Source organism: Streptomyces sp. NPDC098789 (assembly GCF_044759975.1).
Lineage (GTDB): Bacteria > Actinomycetota > Actinomycetes > Streptomycetales > Streptomycetaceae > Streptomyces.
Genome location: NZ_JBIWAJ010000006.1, coordinates 165,636 through 181,562 on the forward strand (window position 1 = coordinate 165,636; position 15,927 = coordinate 181,562).

Genomic DNA, 15,927 nt, shown 5'->3' on the forward strand with positions numbered 1-15,927 from the left:
GACCGTGGTGTCCGAGGGGGGACTTGAACCCCCACGCCCGATAAAGGGCACTAGCACCTCAAGCTAGCGCGTCTGCCATTCCGCCACCCGGACAAGGTGGTCGGCCGCGGTTTCCCGTGGCGACATGGGCAACTCTATCAAGGGCTCACAGCTCCACTGACCAGGGATTTCGGCGACGAATCCACCTCCCGTCCGTACTCCTCACGCCCGCCGCTCCTCCCGCGGCTCGGCCGCTTGCCGCTCGGCATCGGGGTTGGAGTTGGGCTTGGGGCTCGGCCCATCGCCAGGGTCGCCGCCGCGGGAGCCGGGTACGACCGCTTCCTCGGCCTTCCGGCGGGCTTCGCGGTCACCGCTCTCGCCCGGTGCTTCGGACGGCGGGGTGGGCTTGCGGTGCTTCTTCTCGTTCATCCTCTGCTCCTGATCGTTGTCGCGGCCTTGTGCGTGTCAGGCGGGGAAGCGGTCCCAGACCCGGTGTTCGGCGAGCAGCTCGGCCAGGCCCTTCACGGTGGTCGCTGCGTTCGAGCCGACGATGATGCCCGGGGCACCGGTCGGAACACCGGCCTCGGTGAGCACGCCCTCCGCTCCGGCCACGGCGCCGATGGCCTTCGCGTGGCGGAACGTCTCGGACAGCAGCAGGAGGACCCGAGGGTCGCTGCTGTCCGCGGGACTCCCGGCGACGAGCAGGGCGTCGAAGGCGGTGGACCGTGCGGTGGCGTACGTCTTCTGGACGGTCACGGCGGTCTTGCCCCTGCCCGGGAGGGTGCCCGTGGGGGCGATCACCAGGGGCGCCATGCCTGCGGCGAGAACGGCTTCGCGCGCCGCGGCGATCTGCGCCGCCTTGCTGTCCGGACCGGCGACGATGCCGATGACCCGGCCGTCCACCGGCCAGGTGGAGCCGAGCTGGGACAGTGCGGGGCTGGGTTCGACCGCCCGGAGCGGCTCGGTGGCCGCCGGGGCGGGCAGGCCCAGTCCCGAGGCCACCCGGGCGCAGAGTTCGGTGTCGATGTTGGCCAGGACGGTGAGGACGCGTTCCTTGACGGTCCGCTCCTGGCAGTTGGCGAGCTCGAAGGTGTAGGCGGCGACGGTGTGCGCGCGTTCGACGGGCGTCATGCTGAGCCAGAACAGCCTGGGTTGACCGAAGTGGTCGTCGAAGGACTCCGGGGCCGCGCGCACCTTGCGGGACGGCGCCAGCTCCGTGGGCACCTCGATGAACGCGGCCTCGTCGACGCCGGCCAGGAACGGGCAGCCACCGCCGAGGCTGTTGAGCCGGTACGGGGCGACACCGGTGTGCACGGCGTCCTGGTGGAGGCCGTCGCGGTGCGTGTCGTTGACGGGCGCGTGGGGTCGGTTGACGGGTATCTGGGCGAAGTTCGGGCCTCCGAGGCGGCTGATCTGCGTGTCCAGGTAGGAGAAGAGCCGGCCGGCCAGCAGTGGGTCGTCGGTGACGTCGATGCCGGGGACCAGGTGCCCGGGGTGGAAGGCGACCTGTTCGGTTTCGGCGAAGTAGTTCAGCGGGTTGGCGTTCAGGGTCATCAGACCGATCGGCCGGACCTCGGCCAGCTCCTCGGGGACCAGTTTCGTCGGGTCCAGCAGGTCGATGCCCTCGAAGGTCTGCGCGGAGGTGTCGGGGAAGGTCTGGATCCCCAGCTCCCACTGGGGGAAGGCGCCGGCCTCGATGGCGTCGGCGAGATCGCGGCGGTGGAGGTCCGGGTCCGTGCCGGCGGCGATCTGGGCCTCCTCCCACACCAGGGAGTGCACGCCCAGCTTCGGCTTCCAGTGGAACTTGACGAGGGTCGTCGTGCCCTCGGCGTCGACGAGGCGGAAGGTGTGGACGCCGAAGCCCTCCATCATCCGGTAGGACCGCGGGATGCCCCGGTCCGACATGTTCCACAGGGTGTGGTGGGTGGCCTCGGTGTGCAGCGACACGAAGTCCCAGAAGGTGTCGTGGGCGCTCTGGGCCTGTGGGATCTCCCGGTCCGGCTGCGGCTTGCCCGCGTGGATGACGTCAGGGAACTTGACGGCGTCCTGGATGAAGAAGACGGGCATGTTGTTGCCGACGAGGTCGAAGGTGCCCCCACCGGTGAAGAACTTCGTCGCGAAGCCCCGGGTGTCGCGCACCGAGTCGGCCGAGCCCCGGGAGCCGAGGACCGTGGAGAAGCGCACGAAGACGGGGGTCTCGACGCCCTTCGCCAGGAAGGCCGCCTTCGTGACCTTCGCCGCGGTCCCGTAACCGGTGAAGACCCCGTGGGCGGCCGCCCCACGCGCGTGCACCACCCGCTCGGGTATCCGTTCGTGGTCGAAGTGCGTGATCCTCTCCCTGAGCTGGTGGTCCTGGATCAGTACGGGCCCCCGCGGGCCGGCCTTGAGGGAGTGGTCGCTGTCGGACAGCCGGGCGCCCTGGGCCGTCGTCAGGTACGCACCCGCTTGCGCGACCGAGGCTGCGGGCGTTCCGGTGGGCCGCCCCGTGGGGCTCTGCGCGTCGGGACCCCGCTGGTCGGGCTCGGGGGCCAGGGGCTCGCGAGGAGCGCTGTCCGCACTCCGTTTCGCGGGCGTGGTCCTCGGGGTGGGCTTGGTCACCGTCGTGGGCTTCGCCTTCGCCGCCTTCTTCGCAGCCTTCTTCGCCACCTTCTTCGCCGCCATGATGTCCCTTCCGATGGTCGAGGACGCGGAAGTCCGCCGCCGAGCGGCCGGACCCGCACCCTTCGCGTGCCGCGTTACGCAGCCACGGCCACGCGGGAGAACGGGCTGGTGTGGAGGTGCGCCAGCAGGTCGGCCGGGTCGCGGTGGACGGCCAGGGCTCCCGCTTCCTCTCCTCACAGCCTGCGCGGTACGGGCAGCGGAAGGAACGGTCGGCGACCACGGAGGAGTCGAAGCCGACCTGCTCGGCTCCCACCCGGTGGGACACCGGCTCGCGGGGGCCCGCGCGCTCGGTCATCACCGCGTACTCGATGCGCACCATGCCTGGCGCCTTGCCGCAGCCGAGGGTTCGAAACCCCTGCGGCCGTGCCCTTTCGGGACGTCCCGTACGACTCCACCGCTCGGCCGCGGCGCCGGCCCCCGGGCCCGGCCCTCGTACCCGCCCGCCCGTCTCAAGCGGGCTCTGCGACCCCCTCGCCGGCGGGTGCGGGCCCGGGCGGTGTCCCGGTGTCCCCGAAGGGTCTGCCGCCCAGGCCCTCGCGGTGGTGCGGGGTCTGCCAGCCCGACGGGTCGGGCCCCGCCGGCACGATGCCGGTCGGGTTGATGCCGCTGTGCACCCGGTAGTAGTGGCGCTTGATGTGGTCGAAGTCGACCGTGTCGCCGAAACCGGGCGTCTGGTACAGGTCCCGGGCGTACGCCCACAGCACCGGATCCTCGGACAGTTTCGACCGGTTGCACTTGAAGTGGCCGTGGTAGACGGCGTCGAAGCGCACCAGGGTCGTGAACAGCCTGACGTCCGCTTCGGTGATGTGGTCCCCCACGAGGTAGCGGCGGTCCGCCAGCCGCCGGGACACCTGGCCCAGGCGCCTGAACAGCGCCGCGTACGCCTCCTCGTACGCGCTCTGCTCGTGAGCGAAACCGGCCCGGTACACCCCGTTGTTGACGTCCCGGTAGATGCCCTCCATCACGTCGTCGATCTCCTCGCGCAGCGGCTCCGGATAGAGCTCGGGGGCGCCGGCGCGGTGCAAGGAGCGCCACTCGGTCGCGAGATCGAGGGTGATGCGCTGGAAGTCGTTGGTCACCAGCCGGCCGCTCGGGACGTCCACGATCGCGGGGACGCTGACACCGCCGGGATGGTCCGGCGCGCGGGCGTCGTAGGCCTCGCTGAGGTAGCGGATGCCGAGTACGGGGTCCCGTCCACCCGGGTCCAAGGTGAACCGCCAGCTGCGGTCGTCCTGGATCGGGTCGGCCACGGCCAGCGACAGGGCGTCCTCCAGGCCCAGCAGTCTGCGGACGACGAGCGCGCGGCTCGCCCACGGACAGGCGCGGCTCACCACCAACCGGTAGCGGCCGGCCTCGACGGGCCAGCCGTCCCTTCCGTCCGCCGTGATCCGGTCCGCGAAGAAGGCGTCGGAACGGACGAACGTCCGCGTTCCGTAGTGCGCGTTGCCCATGGTCACTCCTTCGAGGTCGCCGTGCGTCTACCCGAGGGTGGGCCGGACAAGCGCCTGGCCGCCCGGCCGCCCACGTGCCGACCGTTCCCGCACGGTGATTCCGGTCTAGCGAAACCGGAAGGGCAAGTCGTACCATTTCAGACATGGAGCCGGCCAAGCCTCGGACCAACTGGACGTTCATCACCAACCACGCCCGGATCCTCGCGATGATCCTGCGCGATCCGGAGATCCGCGTACGGGACATGGCCTCCGCCTGCGAAGTGACCGAACGGGCCGCCCAGGCCATCGTCACCGACCTGGAGAGCGCCGGCTACCTCACCCGGGTGCGCAAGGGCCGGCGCAACCACTACGTGGTCGCGTCGGGCACGTTCTTCCGGCACCCGGCCGAGCACCATCACGAGATCCGGAGCCTGCTGAAGCTGCTGGTCGACCTCGAACCGCCGGACGAGACGGCCACCGAACCCGTATCCGCATCGGACTCCGACTCCGACTCCGACTCCGGCGATGGTCCCCACGAGCCGGATCCACCTACCTGATCACGGGCGCCTCCGGGTCGGACCGCACCACCCGCACCATCCGCACGACATGGCTTCCGAAAGGGAGAAAGGCCATGACCGACCCCTTCGACCGCCGGCCCGCCGCTCCCGCGGACACCACCAGCGGGACCACGCACCCCTCCACCATCGCCTTGGTCTTCGAACCCGGCCCCCAGCGGGTCGTCGCCCGGGTGCGCGGCGAGATCGACATGGACGACGCGCGCGGCCTGCGCGAGGACCTCGTCACCGCCCTGACGTCCAGCCGCGCCGGCCTCGACCTGGACCTCTCCGCCGTCACCTTCTGCGACAGCTCGGGGCTTCACGTCCTGCTGGATCTGCACAAGCTCGCCGCCGAGAGCGGCAAGAGCTTCGTCCTGACCGCCGTCAGCCGCCCCGTCGCCCACCTGCTCCAGCTCACGGGCATCCAGCAGATACTGACGGACCCCACCCCCGGAAAAGCAAAAAACCCCACATGAAGTGGGGTCTTAGCTGGTTCTGGTGTCCGAGGGGGGACTTGAACCCCCACGCCCGATAAAGGGCACTAGCACCTCAAGCTAGCGCGTCTGCCATTCCGCCACCCGGACAAGGTGATCGGCCGCGGTTTCCCGTGGCGACAAGGACAACCATAGCAAAGCTTCGGAGTGCTCCCCGCCCATATAAATGGTGGTCAGCAGCCTGCCGGGGCGTCGCACCGGGCGTCGGGCTCCCGTGCGGCCGTCGGGTGCACAGCCTGTTGCGCTGCTGGTACGCGCAGTGCAACACGCCGTGCGCCCGACGGGCCCGACGGAGTCACGGGCAGTGGGTCACGGGCGGAATCACGGGCAGTGGATGACCTGGCCCGCGTAGGAGAGGTTGCCGCCGAAGCCGAAGAGCAGGACGGGGGCGCCCGAGGGGATCTCGCCGCGCTCGACCAGCTTGGACAGGGCCATCGGAATGCTGCCGGCCGAGGTGTTGCCCGAGTCGACGACGTCGCGGGCGACGACGGCGTTGACGGCTCCGATCTTGGCGGCGAGCGGCTCGATGATGCGCAGGTTCGCCTGGTGCAGGACGACTCCGGCGAGGTCCTCCGGGGTGATCCCGGCGCGCTCGCAGGCCTTGCGCGCGAGCGGCGGCAGCTGGGTCGTGGCCCAGCGGTAGACGGACTGACCCTCCTGGGCGAAGACCGGCGGGCTGCCCTCGATCCGGACGGCGTGACCCATCTCCGGCACCGAGCCCCACAGGACGGGGCCGATGCCCGGCTCCTCGCAGGCCTCGACGACCGCGGCGCCCGCGCCGTCACCGGTGAGCACGCAGGTGGTGCGGTCGCTCCAGTCGGTGATCTCGGTCATCTTGTCGGCGCCGATGACCAGCGCGCGGGTGGCGGACCCGGCGCGGATGGCGTGGTCGGCGGTGGCCAGGGCGTGCGTGAAGCCCGAGCAGACGACGTTGATGTCCATCACGGCCGGGTTGCCGCCCATGCCGAGCTTGGCGGCGACGCGGGCCGCCATGTTGGGCGAGCGGTCGATCGCGGTCGAGGTCGCGACGAGGACGAGGTCGATGTCGTCGGGGGTCAGTCCCGCGCTCGCCAGGGCCTTGCCCGCGGCGTGGAAGGCCAGCTCGTCCACGGGCTCGTCGGGACCGGCCATGCGGCGGGTCTTGATCCCCACCCGGGAGAGGATCCACTCGTCGTTCGTGTCGACCATGGCCGCGAGGTCCTCGTTGGTGATCACTTTCGCGGGCTGGTAGTGCCCCAGAGCCACCACGCGTGAACCGGTCATGGGCAGGATCCCCCTCGTACGGCAGTCAGGATCACCCAGCTTCGCCTGCTACTGACCGGTACGGGGGCGCGTGACCCGACAGGTTCGTGCGGTGGAATTTGGAGATTCCGGAGGATCCTCCTGCCGGGCACGTGTATGGAGCGATACGGGAGAATGGGCCTGACAGGCCGATGCCGGCCTCCGGACCGGCGAGAACGAGAGAACGGGTGGACTGATCACCATGGGACGGGTCACCGAGCGTCGCCGCGTCGTCCGGATCCGGGACGGGGTGGTCGGGACGCGCCCGGACACCCTGGTCGCCGAGGAGCCGCTGGAGATCCGGCTGAACGGGAAGCCGCTGGCGATCACCATGCGCACCCCCGGCGACGACTTCGCCTTGGCGGTGGGCTTCCTGGTGAGCGAGGGCGTACTGGCGCACACCACGGACGTCCGTGCGGTGACCTACTGCGAGGGCCAGGCCGAGGACGGCAGCAACACCTACAACATCGTCAACGTCCAGCTGGCCGCCGGGGTTCCGGTACCGGACATCACGCTGGAGCGGAACGTCTACACGACGTCCTCGTGCGGGCTGTGCGGCAAGGCCAGCCTGGACGCGGTGCGCACGGCGAGCCGCTTCCCGGGCATCGGTGCGGATCCGGTGCGCATAGCGGCCGACCTCCTCACGGAACTGCCGGACCGGCTGCGCGCCGCGCAGAAGGTGTTCGACAGCACCGGCGGGCTGCACGCGGCCGGGCTGTTCACGGCGACGGGCGAACTGGTCGACGTGCGCGAGGACGTGGGCCGCCACAACGCGGTGGACAAGATCGTCGGTCGGGCGCTGCGCGAGGGTCGGCTGCCGCTGACCGGGTCGGTGCTGCTGGTGTCGGGCCGGGCCTCCTTCGAACTGGCGCAGAAGGCGGTGATGGCCGGTATCCCGATACTGGCCGCCGTCTCCGCACCTTCCTCGCTGGCCGTGGACCTCGCGGTCGAGTCGGGACTCACCCTGGTCGGCTTCCTGCGCGGCCGGAACATGAACGTCTACGCGGGCGAGGAACGGATCCTGCTGCCCGAGCCCCGGTAGCGGCGCGGACCATCAGCGCGGACCGCCACTGCGGACCGCCACTGCGGATCACCGCCTCGGACCACCACTTCGAACCGCCATTCGGGAAAGTTAGAAGGTATCACGCAAACTATTGCCCTTCGCTGCGATGGAGTTATATCCTCTAACCATCGATTGAGCCACTAAGCGAGGGGAACTCCATGTCCGACATCCGCCGCCTGGGCGGCATCCGCGCCACCCTGTTAGCCGCGCCGCTCGCCATCGGCCTGCTCGGGACCGCCGTGGCCCCCGCCGGGGCGGCTTCCACGTCCGACCTGCACCTCCGGCCCGCCGGGTCGCTGACCTGCCGCGGGGTCGGTGTCGATCCCGATGCCCGCGTGCGACACCGGGCCGAGATCCTCATCGACGCACCACTGAGCACGGTCTGGAAGCTCCAGACCGACGTCGAGGGCTGGCCCGCCTGGCAGGCTCCCGTGACCACTGCCGAACGCCTCGACCACGGCCCCCTCCGCAGGGGCTCGGCTTTCCGGTGGACCACACCGGTACCTCCCAACCCGACTCCGGCCAGGAGCCTGGAGATCACCTCGACGATCGAACAGCTCAGCCCTCGTTCCTGCATACGCTGGACGGGACCCGCGGTCGGCGAGGGGCTGCACATCGACGGCGTGCACGTATGGAACTTCACCGCGACCCGTGGCGGGGTCCGGGTCACCACCGAGGAGACCCATACCGGCCCCCAGGTCGACGCGGACGTCCCCACGGCGACCGCCCTCCTCCGCCAGGGCCTCGAAGCATGGCTGAAGGACCTCAAGGCCACCGCCGAAGCCGGGGCCACCGCCGAAGCCGGAGGCCGAGCCGGCCTCGGCGTGTGACGCGGCCTGTCAGGGCCGATCCGAGTCAGGCCGTGGCGGGAGCGTCGGCCGGGCGGCGTATGCGTCGGTGAGGATGCTGCACGTGCACCAGTCACCCGTGCACGGAGCGCCCGCTTCGGCTCCATAAGGACCGAGACCGGCCATGACCGCGAGCACCTGCGCACGTTCCGGGGCGCTCAGCTCCGGGAGCGCCGACCGGGGCGAGAGCCGCCAACCGGTCGGAGCATCGTCCACGTCAGCGATGACCTGCGCGTCGATGAAGAGGGTGTACAGGGGATGCTCGGGAAAGTCGTTGAGTCGCAGGACCAGCCAACGCCCCTCGACCCGCGCCGCGTAGAGGAAGACGTCGGTGCCCGTGTTGTGCCACGCGACCTGCGTGGGCACCGCTGGGAGACCTCTCATCACCAGAGCTCCGGGGTCGTCAGCGACTGGCCGAGCACCTCGGAGCACGGTCAGCCAGTCGGTCGGTCGGTCAGCCAGTCGGTGGGTCGGTCAGCCGGTCGGTCAGCCGGTTCCACGGCTAGAGTCTGCGGCCGCGGGCGGTCTTCTTCGGGGCGGGGGGCTCGATGCGGTGCAGGTCGAGGGCGTCCGGCGGGAGGGCGATGCCGGGGCCGCCGGCCAGGGCCCAGTCGACGATGTCGTCGGTCGCGGTGTCGTCCATGACCCAGCCGAACCAGGTCGCGCGGGCGCCCCTGCGGCGGGCCTCGGTCGCGGGCTGCACGACGATCACGTTGGCCTGGGCGCAGGGGCCGAGGCAGTCGACGGTACGGACGGCGAGGCGGCCTTCGGAGTCCTCGGCGGCCGCGCGGAGCCGGGCCAGTTGACCGGCGTGGTCGGTCCCGGGGTTCTTGCGCGGGTCGCCGCAGCAGCAGCCGCGGCACACCACCAGGGTGCAGGGGCGTTCGGCGCGGGCGGAGTGGGGGCGTATCCAGGTCACCGACGCACGTTACCGGGCTCCGGCGGCCGGGTGTTGGGCCGTACGGGAGACCTCCACCACACGGTCGGAGGGGAGTTCGGGGTCCGGGTCGGCCGCCCGGCGGCGGGCGAGCACGGCGCAGACCATCAACTGCATCTGGTGGAAGAGCATCAGCGGGAGCACCGCGAGGCTCGCCTGCGCCCCGAACAGCACGCTGGCCATCGGGAGTCCGGCCGCCAGGCTCTTCTTGGACCCGGCGAACTGGATGGCGATCCGGTCCGCCCGGTCGAAGCCGAGGCGGCCGGCGCCGTACCAGGTGACCAGCAGCACGACGGTGAGCAGCGCCGCCTCGACCGCCATCAGGGCGCCGAGCCGCGCCACGCTCACCTGGTGCCAGATCCCGGCGACCATGCCCGCGCTGAAGGCGGCGTAGACGACGAGCAGGATCGAGCCGCGGTCGACGTAGCCGAGGACCGCCCGGTGGCGGGTGAGGAAGCCACCGACCCAGCGGCGGAGGGACTGACCGAGGAGGAACGGCAACAGCAACTGCAGGACGATCTTCAACAGGGAGTCGAGGGAGAAGCCTCCCGCGTCGTGGCCGAGCAGCCCGGCCGCGAGGAGCGGGGTCAGGAAGATGCCGGCGAGGCTGGAGAAGGATCCGGCGCAGATGGCGGCGGGCACGTTGCCGCGGGCTATGGAGGTGAAGGCGATCGAGGACTGGATCGTCGAGGGGACCAGACAGAGGAAGAGCAGGCCGCTGTAGAGCGGGGGCGTCAGGAGGGTGGGGACCAGGGCCCGGGCGGCCAGGCCGAGCACGGGGAAGAGGACGAAGGTGCAGGCCAGGACGGCGAGGTGGAGCCGCCAGTGGCGCATGCCGTCGAGGGCCTCGCGGGTGGACAGCCGAGCCCCGTAGAGGAAGAAGAGGAGGGCGACGGCGGCCGTGGAGGCACCGTCCGCGACGGGCGCGGCCGCGCCGCGGGCGGGCAGGAGCGCGGCGAGGGCGACGGTGGCGAGCAGGGCCAGGACGTAGGGGTCCAGCGGGAGCCAGGAAGGCAGCGTGGGCATCTGCGGGCGGCGGCGCATGGCGGTACTCACTCACTTGCTCTCGGGCACTTGTTGTCGGGCACTTGCTGTGGGGCGCTCACTGTCGGGCACTCGCAGTGGGGCACTCGCAGTGGGGCACTTGCTGTGGGGCACTTGTTGTGGGGCACTTGCTGTGGGGCGGGGTCGCGTCCGGGTGGTCGCGTCGCTCCTTCATCGTCGGGGGCGCGGTGGCCATCGGGAAACACGCACACCGCTCTGACTGTCATCACGATTTGCGATAGCGTGGAGGGCCATGACCGGTATGACGGGCATGTACGACCCGGTGCAGTTGCGGACGTTCCTCACGGTGGCCCAGACGCTGAGCTTCACGCAGGCCGCGGGGCGCCTCGGGGTGCGCCAGTCCACGGTGAGCCAGCACGTGCGGCGGCTGGAGGAGGCCACGGGGCGGCCGCTGTTCCTGAGGGACACGCACCGCGTGGAGCTGACCGAGGACGGCGAGGCACTGCTCGGCTTCGCCCGGACCATCCTGGCCGCGCACGAGCGGGCGGCCGCCTTCTTCAGCGGGACCCGGCTGCGCGGGCGCCTGCGGTTCGGGGCGTCGGAGGACTTCGTGCAGACCCGGCTGCCGGAGATCCTGGAGGGGTTCCGGCACGAGCACCCCGAGGTGGACCTGGAGCTGTCGGTGGAGCTGTCCGGGACCCTGCACGAGCGGTTGGACGCGGGGCGCCTCGATCTGGTGCTGGCCAAGCGGCGCGGGCCGGGGGACGAGCGGGGGCGGCTCGTCTGGCGGGACCGGATGGTGTGGATCGGAGCGGCCGGGCTACGGGTGGATCCGGACCGGCCGGTCCCGCTGATCGTCTACCCGCCGCCCGGGATCACCCGGGCCCGGGCGTTGGAGGTCCTGGAGCGGGACGGGCGCGCGTGGCGGATCGCGTGTACGAGCGGCAGCCTGAGCGGTCTGATCGCGGCGGCCCGGGCCGGGCTCGGGGTGATGGCCCACACCCGTGGCCTGATTCCGCCCGGCCTGGTCCCGGTCGCGGACCGTGCGGGGCTGCCGGAGCTGGGGCAGGTGGAGTTCGCGCTGCTCCAGGGGCGCCGCCCGACCCCCGCCGCGGACGCCCTGGCCAGCGCCGTCCTCACCGGCCCGGCCCGCCTGACCCGCCCGGACTGACGCCCCCACCGGGAGGTTCCCTCGGGATCCCCCGCCTCCGGCAGCCGAGGGTCGGATGTGAGGATGGGGCCATGCGCGATTCGTACGGGCCTGCCGTTCTCACGGCTGCCTCGCTCGCCGCGTGGCGCGAGGAGGTCTCGGCCGCCCTGTATGCCGTGACCCGCGATTTCGAGCGGAAGCACGGCTATGGCCCTGGGGAGAAGGCGCTTCACCCGCCGGGGGCGGACGATCGGGCCGCCGCGGAGCGCCTGGCTGCGGAATCACCGGGCTTCGCCGACCTCGCCGTGTACTACGGAGAGATCGGCTCCGTGAACATGAGCGACGTCGGGAACGCCTACTTCCTGTACTCCGGCGCCCGGGCACTTGACGAACGTGTCGATCTGTCCGGGGCGGACGCGGCCGTCACCGCCGTACTGATCGGTTCCGACGGTGGCGGTGTCCAGTACGCGGTCGGCGCGGACGGCTCCGTCTGGCGATCACGGAGTGCTTCCGTGGAAGCCGGGTTCGACCGGATCACGGACGGCCTCGCCGAGTTCCTCGACCTCCTGCGGCGCTCGGTCCACCGTTTCAACGAGTCCGGACAGCCTGGTTTCGTGTAGGCCGGGTCGCCCGTCGTGGCGTGCGAACCGGCCGCGCCACTGTTCCGCGCCGCGGATTCCCGAGAACCGGGCACGGCCGCCCCCCGTACGAACGGCCGTGCCCGCTCGGCCCCGTTACCGGGCCCCGAGGATGCCCGCGTCGGAGACCTGGCGAGCCTGCTTCTCGCCCGGCAGGGGCAGGATCAGCGAGGCCTTGTGATCGAGGTCGATCTTGTTCACGCCCACCTGCTCACCGCCGGTCGCCCGCAGCGCGGCGTCGATCCGGCGCTGGAGCTCATCGGCCCGGCTGTCGTTCAGACCCGTCGCACGGGCCTGTGCCGCGAACGGGCCCGTGCCTGCTCGGCCGTGTTGCCGGCCGCCGCCTGTGCCGGGCCCGCCATGGCCACTGCTCCGAGAAGTACGGCGCCGAGCGCGGTCAGCCGCGTACGCATGCGCATCGATGACATGGGTCTCCTGTCGTCGTCCGATGGACCGGTCCCGGTGGGCGTGACGCACGCACGGGGTCCGGGCCGGGCTCGGGGCAGGGAGCTCGTTCGGCGCCCCGTCCCGCCGAGAACCCTTCGCGGGAGCGGAATTGGCCGGGAGCCACCGGACACGAGTGCGCTGGTCAGGACGATCGAAGTCGCGGACAACGGCATTGTCCGCGGACAAGCCGCCCACGAAGGACCGATCGGCGATCCCGGCCGATCCTTAGCCAGTGGCGCCGTTCCTGACTCCTGATGCCAGTGGAGGCCCCCATCCTGGCCAGCTCCCACCCCCACGACGGGGCCGTTGGATGGAGGCATCCGGAGTCGGCTCGGCGCGCCTTCTCGACGATGGGTGCGAGGCGCGGTACGAGTCGGGCCATGACCGTCGGTCGCGATGATGTGAGAGCCCTCAGGAACGCGTACAGCGCAGTCCTCGATGAAGGTGATGGGCTGTTCCCCCGCGGTTCGTTGTCCTGGAGGATCCTGTTGGCGATGGTCGTCTCATCCGCAGGTGATGCCGACGAATGGATCAACAGCCGTGTGAAGGACGGAAACCTGCTTCGGCAGGAGCTGGGCGGCTTGGTGGAGGTGCTGCAAAAGCGGGACGTGATCGGCAACAGCCTTCAAGCGACCAAGAAGTGGGCCTCCGACCAGGTCGTGCCGCTCGCCTCGTCGGCCGTCCTCGGTACGACCTGGCCCCTGTGGGTCGGTGCGGCCGGTAGCGGGCTGACCGCTTGGTTGACGGCAACGGCCACTGCGGGAAGTGCGACGGGGGGCATCCTCATCCCGCTCGTGCTCGGTGTGCTGACCATGGGTGGGGCGTTCGCCTCCCATGCGGTCAGGGCCTCCGCGCGCGCTATCGACCAGGCTGCCACCACCTCGTCGCGGGCCGCGGACTACCTCTTCCACAGAGCCGACACCGTCGGATCAGAGCCGGAGCGCTTGTTCGAGAAGCACGTTCGGCCCCAGTTGAACGTGCTCTTCACCCATCACGGCAGGGAGGATGCGCACCTTGCTCGACCCCCCGCCGTCTTGCGCACCATCCGCCGTGCGGCCCGGGCCAGCGTGGCAATCGCCCTGGTGGTCGTGGTGTGCACCCTACTCGTGTTTGTCGTGGGCATCGCCGATGCCTGGGACGACGCCACGTGTGTGCCCAACAATCCGAGACTGTCGCAGTTCTGCACCCGCTGAGTCGAGGGCCAGGGCGTCGAGCCGACCGCTGTCGCCGAGCGGCAACTCCGACAGGAACGCGCCCGAGCGAGGGCACGCGCTGGTATCGGAGTTCGGTGGGCGTGATTCCGTGGCCGTCGCCCGCACGGGCACCCATACGCCGCCAAGGTGGCACGGGTACCGCAGGGCGAACTGCTCCGTCCGCCCGCCGCCCGCCACCCGCCACCCGTGCGCGCAGCGCGCAGGTCTCGTGGAGATTCGCCGCAGGTCTTCCCCGTGGGGGCGTTCGCGCCTTGGCACTCCCCGCTGACCAGTGATGATGGCGGCGAAAGCGGTCTCCCGGACCCCCTCCCCCCGGGACCCGACCTGGAGTACCGTCACCGGCGCTGTACGGAGCGGAGTCGTGCGGAGAGGAGTCGGCTGTGCGCGAGATGACCGTCCCACCCGTCGTGACGGCCGCGCCCGTCGGGGGCCTGGCCGATGCCGTCTTCCACTACGCCCGCGAGGACCCGGACCGGGTGGTGCTCGGCCGCAAGACCGACGGGGTCTGGCAGGACGTCACCTCGGCGCAGCTGTGCGCGCAAGTGCTGGAGCTGGCGAAGGGCCTGCTGGCGCAGGGGATCCGCTTCGGTGACCGGGTCGGCATCATGGCGCGCACCCGGTACGAGTGGACCCTCTTCGACTTCGCGCTCTGGGCGGTCGGCGCGCAGCCGGTGCCCGTCTACCCCACGGCCGCCGCCGACCAGGCGTACTGGATCCTCTTCGATTCCGGATGCACGGCCGTGGTGGTCGAGGACGAGAACCAGGCGATGACGGTGGGCTCGGTGATCGAGGGCCTGCCGCAGCTGCGACGGCTGTGGCAGCTGGACGCGGGCGCCCTGGACCAGCTGGTCGCGGACGGGCGGGGCGTGTCGGACGACGTCGTGCACCGCCACCGCGGCGCGGTCACCCCGGACGCCGTGGCCACGGTCATCTACACCTCGGGCACCACCGGCCGCCCCAAGGGCTGCGTGCTGACCCATGCCAATTTCATGTACGAGGCGGACACCCTGGTGACCCGCTGGGAGTCGGTGTTCCGGGCGAAGTCGGGCGAGGAGCCCTCCACGCTCCTCTTCCTCCCGCTCGCCCACGTCTTCGGGCGGATGGTGGAGGTCGCGGCGATCCGGTCCCGGGTCAAGCTCGGGCACCAGCCGGTGCTGGCGGCGGCCGAGCTGATGCCCGACCTGGCGGCGTTCCGGCCGACGTTCGTGCTGGGGGTTCCGTACGTCTTCGAGAAGGTGTTCGCGGCGGCCCGGCGCAAGGCGGAGGCGGAGGGGCGCACCGGTCCCTTCGACCGGGCCGTGGAGACGGCCGTGCGCTACGCCGAGGCCCGCGAGCAGAAGGCCTTCGGCAGCGGACCCGGCCCGTCGGCGGCGTTGCGGATGGAGCACCAGCTCTTCGACAAGCTGGTGTACGGGAAGGTCCGCGAGGCGCTGGGCGGCCGCATCCGCTACGCGATGTCGGGCGGCTCCGCGATGTCGCGGCGGCTCGGGCTGTTCTTCGACGGCGCGGGGGTCACCGTCTTCGAGGGCTACGGGCTGACCGAGTCCTGCGCGGCGGCGACCGCCAATCCGCCGGGGGCGACGAAGTACGGGACGGTGGGCCACCCGATCCCGGGCACCTCGGTGCACATCGCGGACGACGGAGAGGTCTGGTTGAGCGGGGCGCACGTCTTCTCGGGCTACCTCAACGACCCGCCGTCGAGCGGAGCCGTGCTGCGCGGGGGGTGGCTGGCGACCGGGGACCTGGGGCGGCTCGACGCGGACGGCTACCTCACGATCACCGGGCGGAAGAAGGAGATCCTGGTGACCTCCAACGGGAAGTCGGTTTCGCCGACGGTGTTGGAGGAGCGGGTGCGGGCGCACCCGCTGGTGTCGCAGTGCGTACTGGTGGGCAACGACCGCCCGTACATCGCCGCGTTGCTGACCCTGGACATGGAGGGGGTCGCGCACTGGTTGGCGATGCGCGGCCGCCCGCAGCTGCCCCCGATCGAGCTGGTGCGGGACGAGGACCTGATGGCGGAGGTGCGGCGGGCGGTGGTGACCGCCAACACCCGGGTGTCGCAGGCGGAGTCGATCCGTACCTTCCGGCTGCTGCCCGAGCAGTTCAGCGAGGAGCGGGGGTTGCTGACCCCTTCGCTCAAGCTCAAGCGGCGGGCGATCGAGGCGGCGTACGAGCAGGAGGTGGCGGCGCTCTACCAGCGCTGACGGGCACCCCTTCGCCTAC

General features: G+C 71.2%; 16 protein-coding genes and 2 tRNA genes. 8 read left to right on the forward strand and 10 right to left on the reverse strand.

Annotated elements, in window-relative coordinates:
* Window positions 1-5 precede the first annotated feature (5 nt).
* The 4 genes from ACIQWR_RS15360 to ACIQWR_RS15375 all read right to left on the reverse strand — a co-directional run bounded on the left by ACIQWR_RS15360 (window position 6) and on the right by ACIQWR_RS15375 (window position 4,091).
* Window positions 6-93 (reverse strand) — tRNA-Leu (locus tag ACIQWR_RS15360).
* 108 nt (window positions 94-201) lie between these two features.
* On the reverse strand, window positions 202-408 hold the full coding sequence (locus ACIQWR_RS15365; RefSeq protein WP_404008881.1) for a hypothetical protein: 207 nt from the start codon (window positions 406-408) through the stop codon (window positions 202-204).
* Window positions 409-444: 36 nt separating this feature from the next.
* Complete coding sequence (locus ACIQWR_RS15370) at window positions 445-2,640, reverse strand: catalase (RefSeq protein ID WP_404008884.1); 2,196 nt, start codon at window positions 2,638-2,640, stop codon at window positions 445-447.
* A 449-nt stretch (window positions 2,641-3,089) separates the two neighbouring features.
* Entirely contained in the window at window positions 3,090-4,091 is a 1,002-nt protein-coding gene (locus ACIQWR_RS15375; RefSeq protein WP_404008887.1) for a glutathione S-transferase family protein, read from the reverse strand.
* A gap of 143 nt (window positions 4,092-4,234) precedes the next feature.
* On the opposite strand from ACIQWR_RS15375, the gene ACIQWR_RS15380 reads away from it, so the two are divergent.
* Together ACIQWR_RS15380 and ACIQWR_RS15385 are read left to right on the forward strand one after the other, a co-directional pair.
* Complete coding sequence (locus tag ACIQWR_RS15380; protein WP_404008890.1) at window positions 4,235-4,627, forward strand: helix-turn-helix transcriptional regulator; 393 nt, start codon at window positions 4,235-4,237, stop codon at window positions 4,625-4,627.
* A gap of 74 nt (window positions 4,628-4,701) precedes the next feature.
* Window positions 4,702-5,103 carry an STAS domain-containing protein gene (locus ACIQWR_RS15385; RefSeq protein ID WP_404008893.1) on the forward strand — a complete coding sequence of 134 codons (402 nt, stop codon included), beginning with the start codon at window positions 4,702-4,704 and terminating at the stop codon, window positions 5,101-5,103.
* Between the two features lie 20 nt (window positions 5,104-5,123).
* Here the strand turns inward: ACIQWR_RS15385 and ACIQWR_RS15390 are convergent.
* Both ACIQWR_RS15390 and ACIQWR_RS15395 read right to left on the reverse strand, forming a co-directional pair.
* Window positions 5,124-5,211: transfer RNA gene (locus ACIQWR_RS15390), tRNA-Leu, on the reverse strand.
* Between the two features lie 231 nt (window positions 5,212-5,442).
* Window positions 5,443-6,384: a beta-ketoacyl-ACP synthase III gene (locus tag ACIQWR_RS15395; protein WP_404008896.1), complete on the reverse strand. Its 942-nt coding sequence runs from the start codon at window positions 6,382-6,384 to the stop codon at window positions 5,443-5,445.
* 220 nt (window positions 6,385-6,604) lie between these two features.
* Between ACIQWR_RS15395 and fdhD the strand changes: the two genes are divergently transcribed.
* Both fdhD and ACIQWR_RS15405 read left to right on the forward strand, forming a co-directional pair.
* Entirely contained in the window at window positions 6,605-7,444 is an 840-nt protein-coding gene (gene fdhD, locus ACIQWR_RS15400) for a formate dehydrogenase accessory sulfurtransferase FdhD (RefSeq protein WP_404008899.1), read from the forward strand.
* A gap of 179 nt (window positions 7,445-7,623) precedes the next feature.
* Window positions 7,624-8,295: an SRPBCC family protein gene (locus tag ACIQWR_RS15405; RefSeq protein WP_404008902.1), complete on the forward strand. Its 672-nt coding sequence runs from the start codon at window positions 7,624-7,626 to the stop codon at window positions 8,293-8,295.
* A 9-nt stretch (window positions 8,296-8,304) separates the two neighbouring features.
* On the opposite strand, the gene ACIQWR_RS15410 is transcribed toward ACIQWR_RS15405, so the two are convergent.
* The 3 genes from ACIQWR_RS15410 to ACIQWR_RS15420 form a co-directional block, all read right to left on the reverse strand.
* Window positions 8,305-8,679, reverse strand: coding sequence for a hypothetical protein (locus tag ACIQWR_RS15410; RefSeq protein WP_404008905.1), 375 nt, complete (start codon window positions 8,677-8,679; stop codon window positions 8,305-8,307).
* Between the two features lie 136 nt (window positions 8,680-8,815).
* Complete coding sequence (locus ACIQWR_RS15415) at window positions 8,816-9,232, reverse strand: (2Fe-2S) ferredoxin domain-containing protein (protein ID WP_399260171.1); 417 nt, start codon at window positions 9,230-9,232, stop codon at window positions 8,816-8,818.
* A 9-nt stretch (window positions 9,233-9,241) separates the two neighbouring features.
* Entirely contained in the window at window positions 9,242-10,294 is a 1,053-nt protein-coding gene (locus ACIQWR_RS15420; RefSeq protein WP_404009370.1) for a bile acid:sodium symporter family protein, read from the reverse strand.
* A 271-nt stretch (window positions 10,295-10,565) separates the two neighbouring features.
* Between ACIQWR_RS15420 and ACIQWR_RS15425 the strand changes: the two genes are divergently transcribed.
* Together ACIQWR_RS15425 and ACIQWR_RS15430 are read left to right on the forward strand one after the other, a co-directional pair.
* Window positions 10,566-11,426 (forward strand): LysR substrate-binding domain-containing protein, encoded by an 861-nt coding sequence (locus tag ACIQWR_RS15425; RefSeq protein WP_404009373.1) that lies wholly within the window; start codon window positions 10,566-10,568, stop codon window positions 11,424-11,426.
* A gap of 71 nt (window positions 11,427-11,497) precedes the next feature.
* Window positions 11,498-12,025: an SMI1/KNR4 family protein gene (locus tag ACIQWR_RS15430; protein WP_404008908.1), complete on the forward strand. Its 528-nt coding sequence runs from the start codon at window positions 11,498-11,500 to the stop codon at window positions 12,023-12,025.
* Between the two features lie 293 nt (window positions 12,026-12,318).
* Here the strand turns inward: ACIQWR_RS15430 and ACIQWR_RS15435 are convergent, their stop codons facing one another.
* On the reverse strand, window positions 12,319-12,471 hold the full coding sequence (locus ACIQWR_RS15435) for a hypothetical protein (RefSeq protein WP_404008911.1): 153 nt from the start codon (window positions 12,469-12,471) through the stop codon (window positions 12,319-12,321).
* 399 nt (window positions 12,472-12,870) lie between these two features.
* Between ACIQWR_RS15435 and ACIQWR_RS15440 the strand changes: the two genes are divergently transcribed.
* Both ACIQWR_RS15440 and ACIQWR_RS15445 read left to right on the forward strand, forming a co-directional pair.
* Window positions 12,871-13,683: a hypothetical protein gene (locus tag ACIQWR_RS15440; RefSeq protein ID WP_404008914.1), complete on the forward strand. Its 813-nt coding sequence runs from the start codon at window positions 12,871-12,873 to the stop codon at window positions 13,681-13,683.
* Window positions 13,684-14,084: 401 nt separating this feature from the next.
* Window positions 14,085-15,908 carry an AMP-dependent synthetase/ligase gene (locus ACIQWR_RS15445; RefSeq protein WP_404008917.1) on the forward strand — a complete coding sequence of 608 codons (1,824 nt, stop codon included), beginning with the start codon at window positions 14,085-14,087 and terminating at the stop codon, window positions 15,906-15,908.
* Window positions 15,909-15,927 lie beyond the last annotated feature (19 nt).

Excerpts from the sequence above, each read along its gene's own strand:
- ACIQWR_RS15385 (WP_404008893.1), top strand. The coding sequence starts at position 4,702 with ATGACCGACCCCTTCGACCGCCGGCCCGCCGCTCCCGCGGACACCACC.
- ACIQWR_RS15420 (WP_404009370.1), bottom strand. The coding sequence starts at position 10,294 with ATGCGCCGCCGCCCGCAGATGCCCACGCTGCCTTCCTGGCTCCCGCTG.
- ACIQWR_RS15375 (WP_404008887.1), bottom strand. The coding sequence starts at position 4,091 with ATGGGCAACGCGCACTACGGAACGCGGACGTTCGTCCGTTCCGACGCC.
- ACIQWR_RS15380 (WP_404008890.1), top strand. The coding sequence starts at position 4,235 with ATGGAGCCGGCCAAGCCTCGGACCAACTGGACGTTCATCACCAACCAC.
- ACIQWR_RS15430 (WP_404008908.1), top strand. The coding sequence starts at position 11,498 with ATGCGCGATTCGTACGGGCCTGCCGTTCTCACGGCTGCCTCGCTCGCC.
- ACIQWR_RS15435 (WP_404008911.1), bottom strand. The coding sequence starts at position 12,471 with ATGTCATCGATGCGCATGCGTACGCGGCTGACCGCGCTCGGCGCCGTA.
- ACIQWR_RS15370 (WP_404008884.1), bottom strand. The coding sequence starts at position 2,640 with ATGGCGGCGAAGAAGGTGGCGAAGAAGGCTGCGAAGAAGGCGGCGAAG.
- ACIQWR_RS15395 (WP_404008896.1), bottom strand. The coding sequence starts at position 6,384 with ATGACCGGTTCACGCGTGGTGGCTCTGGGGCACTACCAGCCCGCGAAA.
- ACIQWR_RS15425 (WP_404009373.1), top strand. The coding sequence starts at position 10,566 with ATGTACGACCCGGTGCAGTTGCGGACGTTCCTCACGGTGGCCCAGACG.
- ACIQWR_RS15405 (WP_404008902.1), top strand. The coding sequence starts at position 7,624 with ATGTCCGACATCCGCCGCCTGGGCGGCATCCGCGCCACCCTGTTAGCC.
- fdhD (WP_404008899.1), top strand. The coding sequence starts at position 6,605 with ATGGGACGGGTCACCGAGCGTCGCCGCGTCGTCCGGATCCGGGACGGG.
- ACIQWR_RS15440 (WP_404008914.1), top strand. The coding sequence starts at position 12,871 with ATGACCGTCGGTCGCGATGATGTGAGAGCCCTCAGGAACGCGTACAGC.
- ACIQWR_RS15365 (WP_404008881.1), bottom strand. The coding sequence starts at position 408 with ATGAACGAGAAGAAGCACCGCAAGCCCACCCCGCCGTCCGAAGCACCG.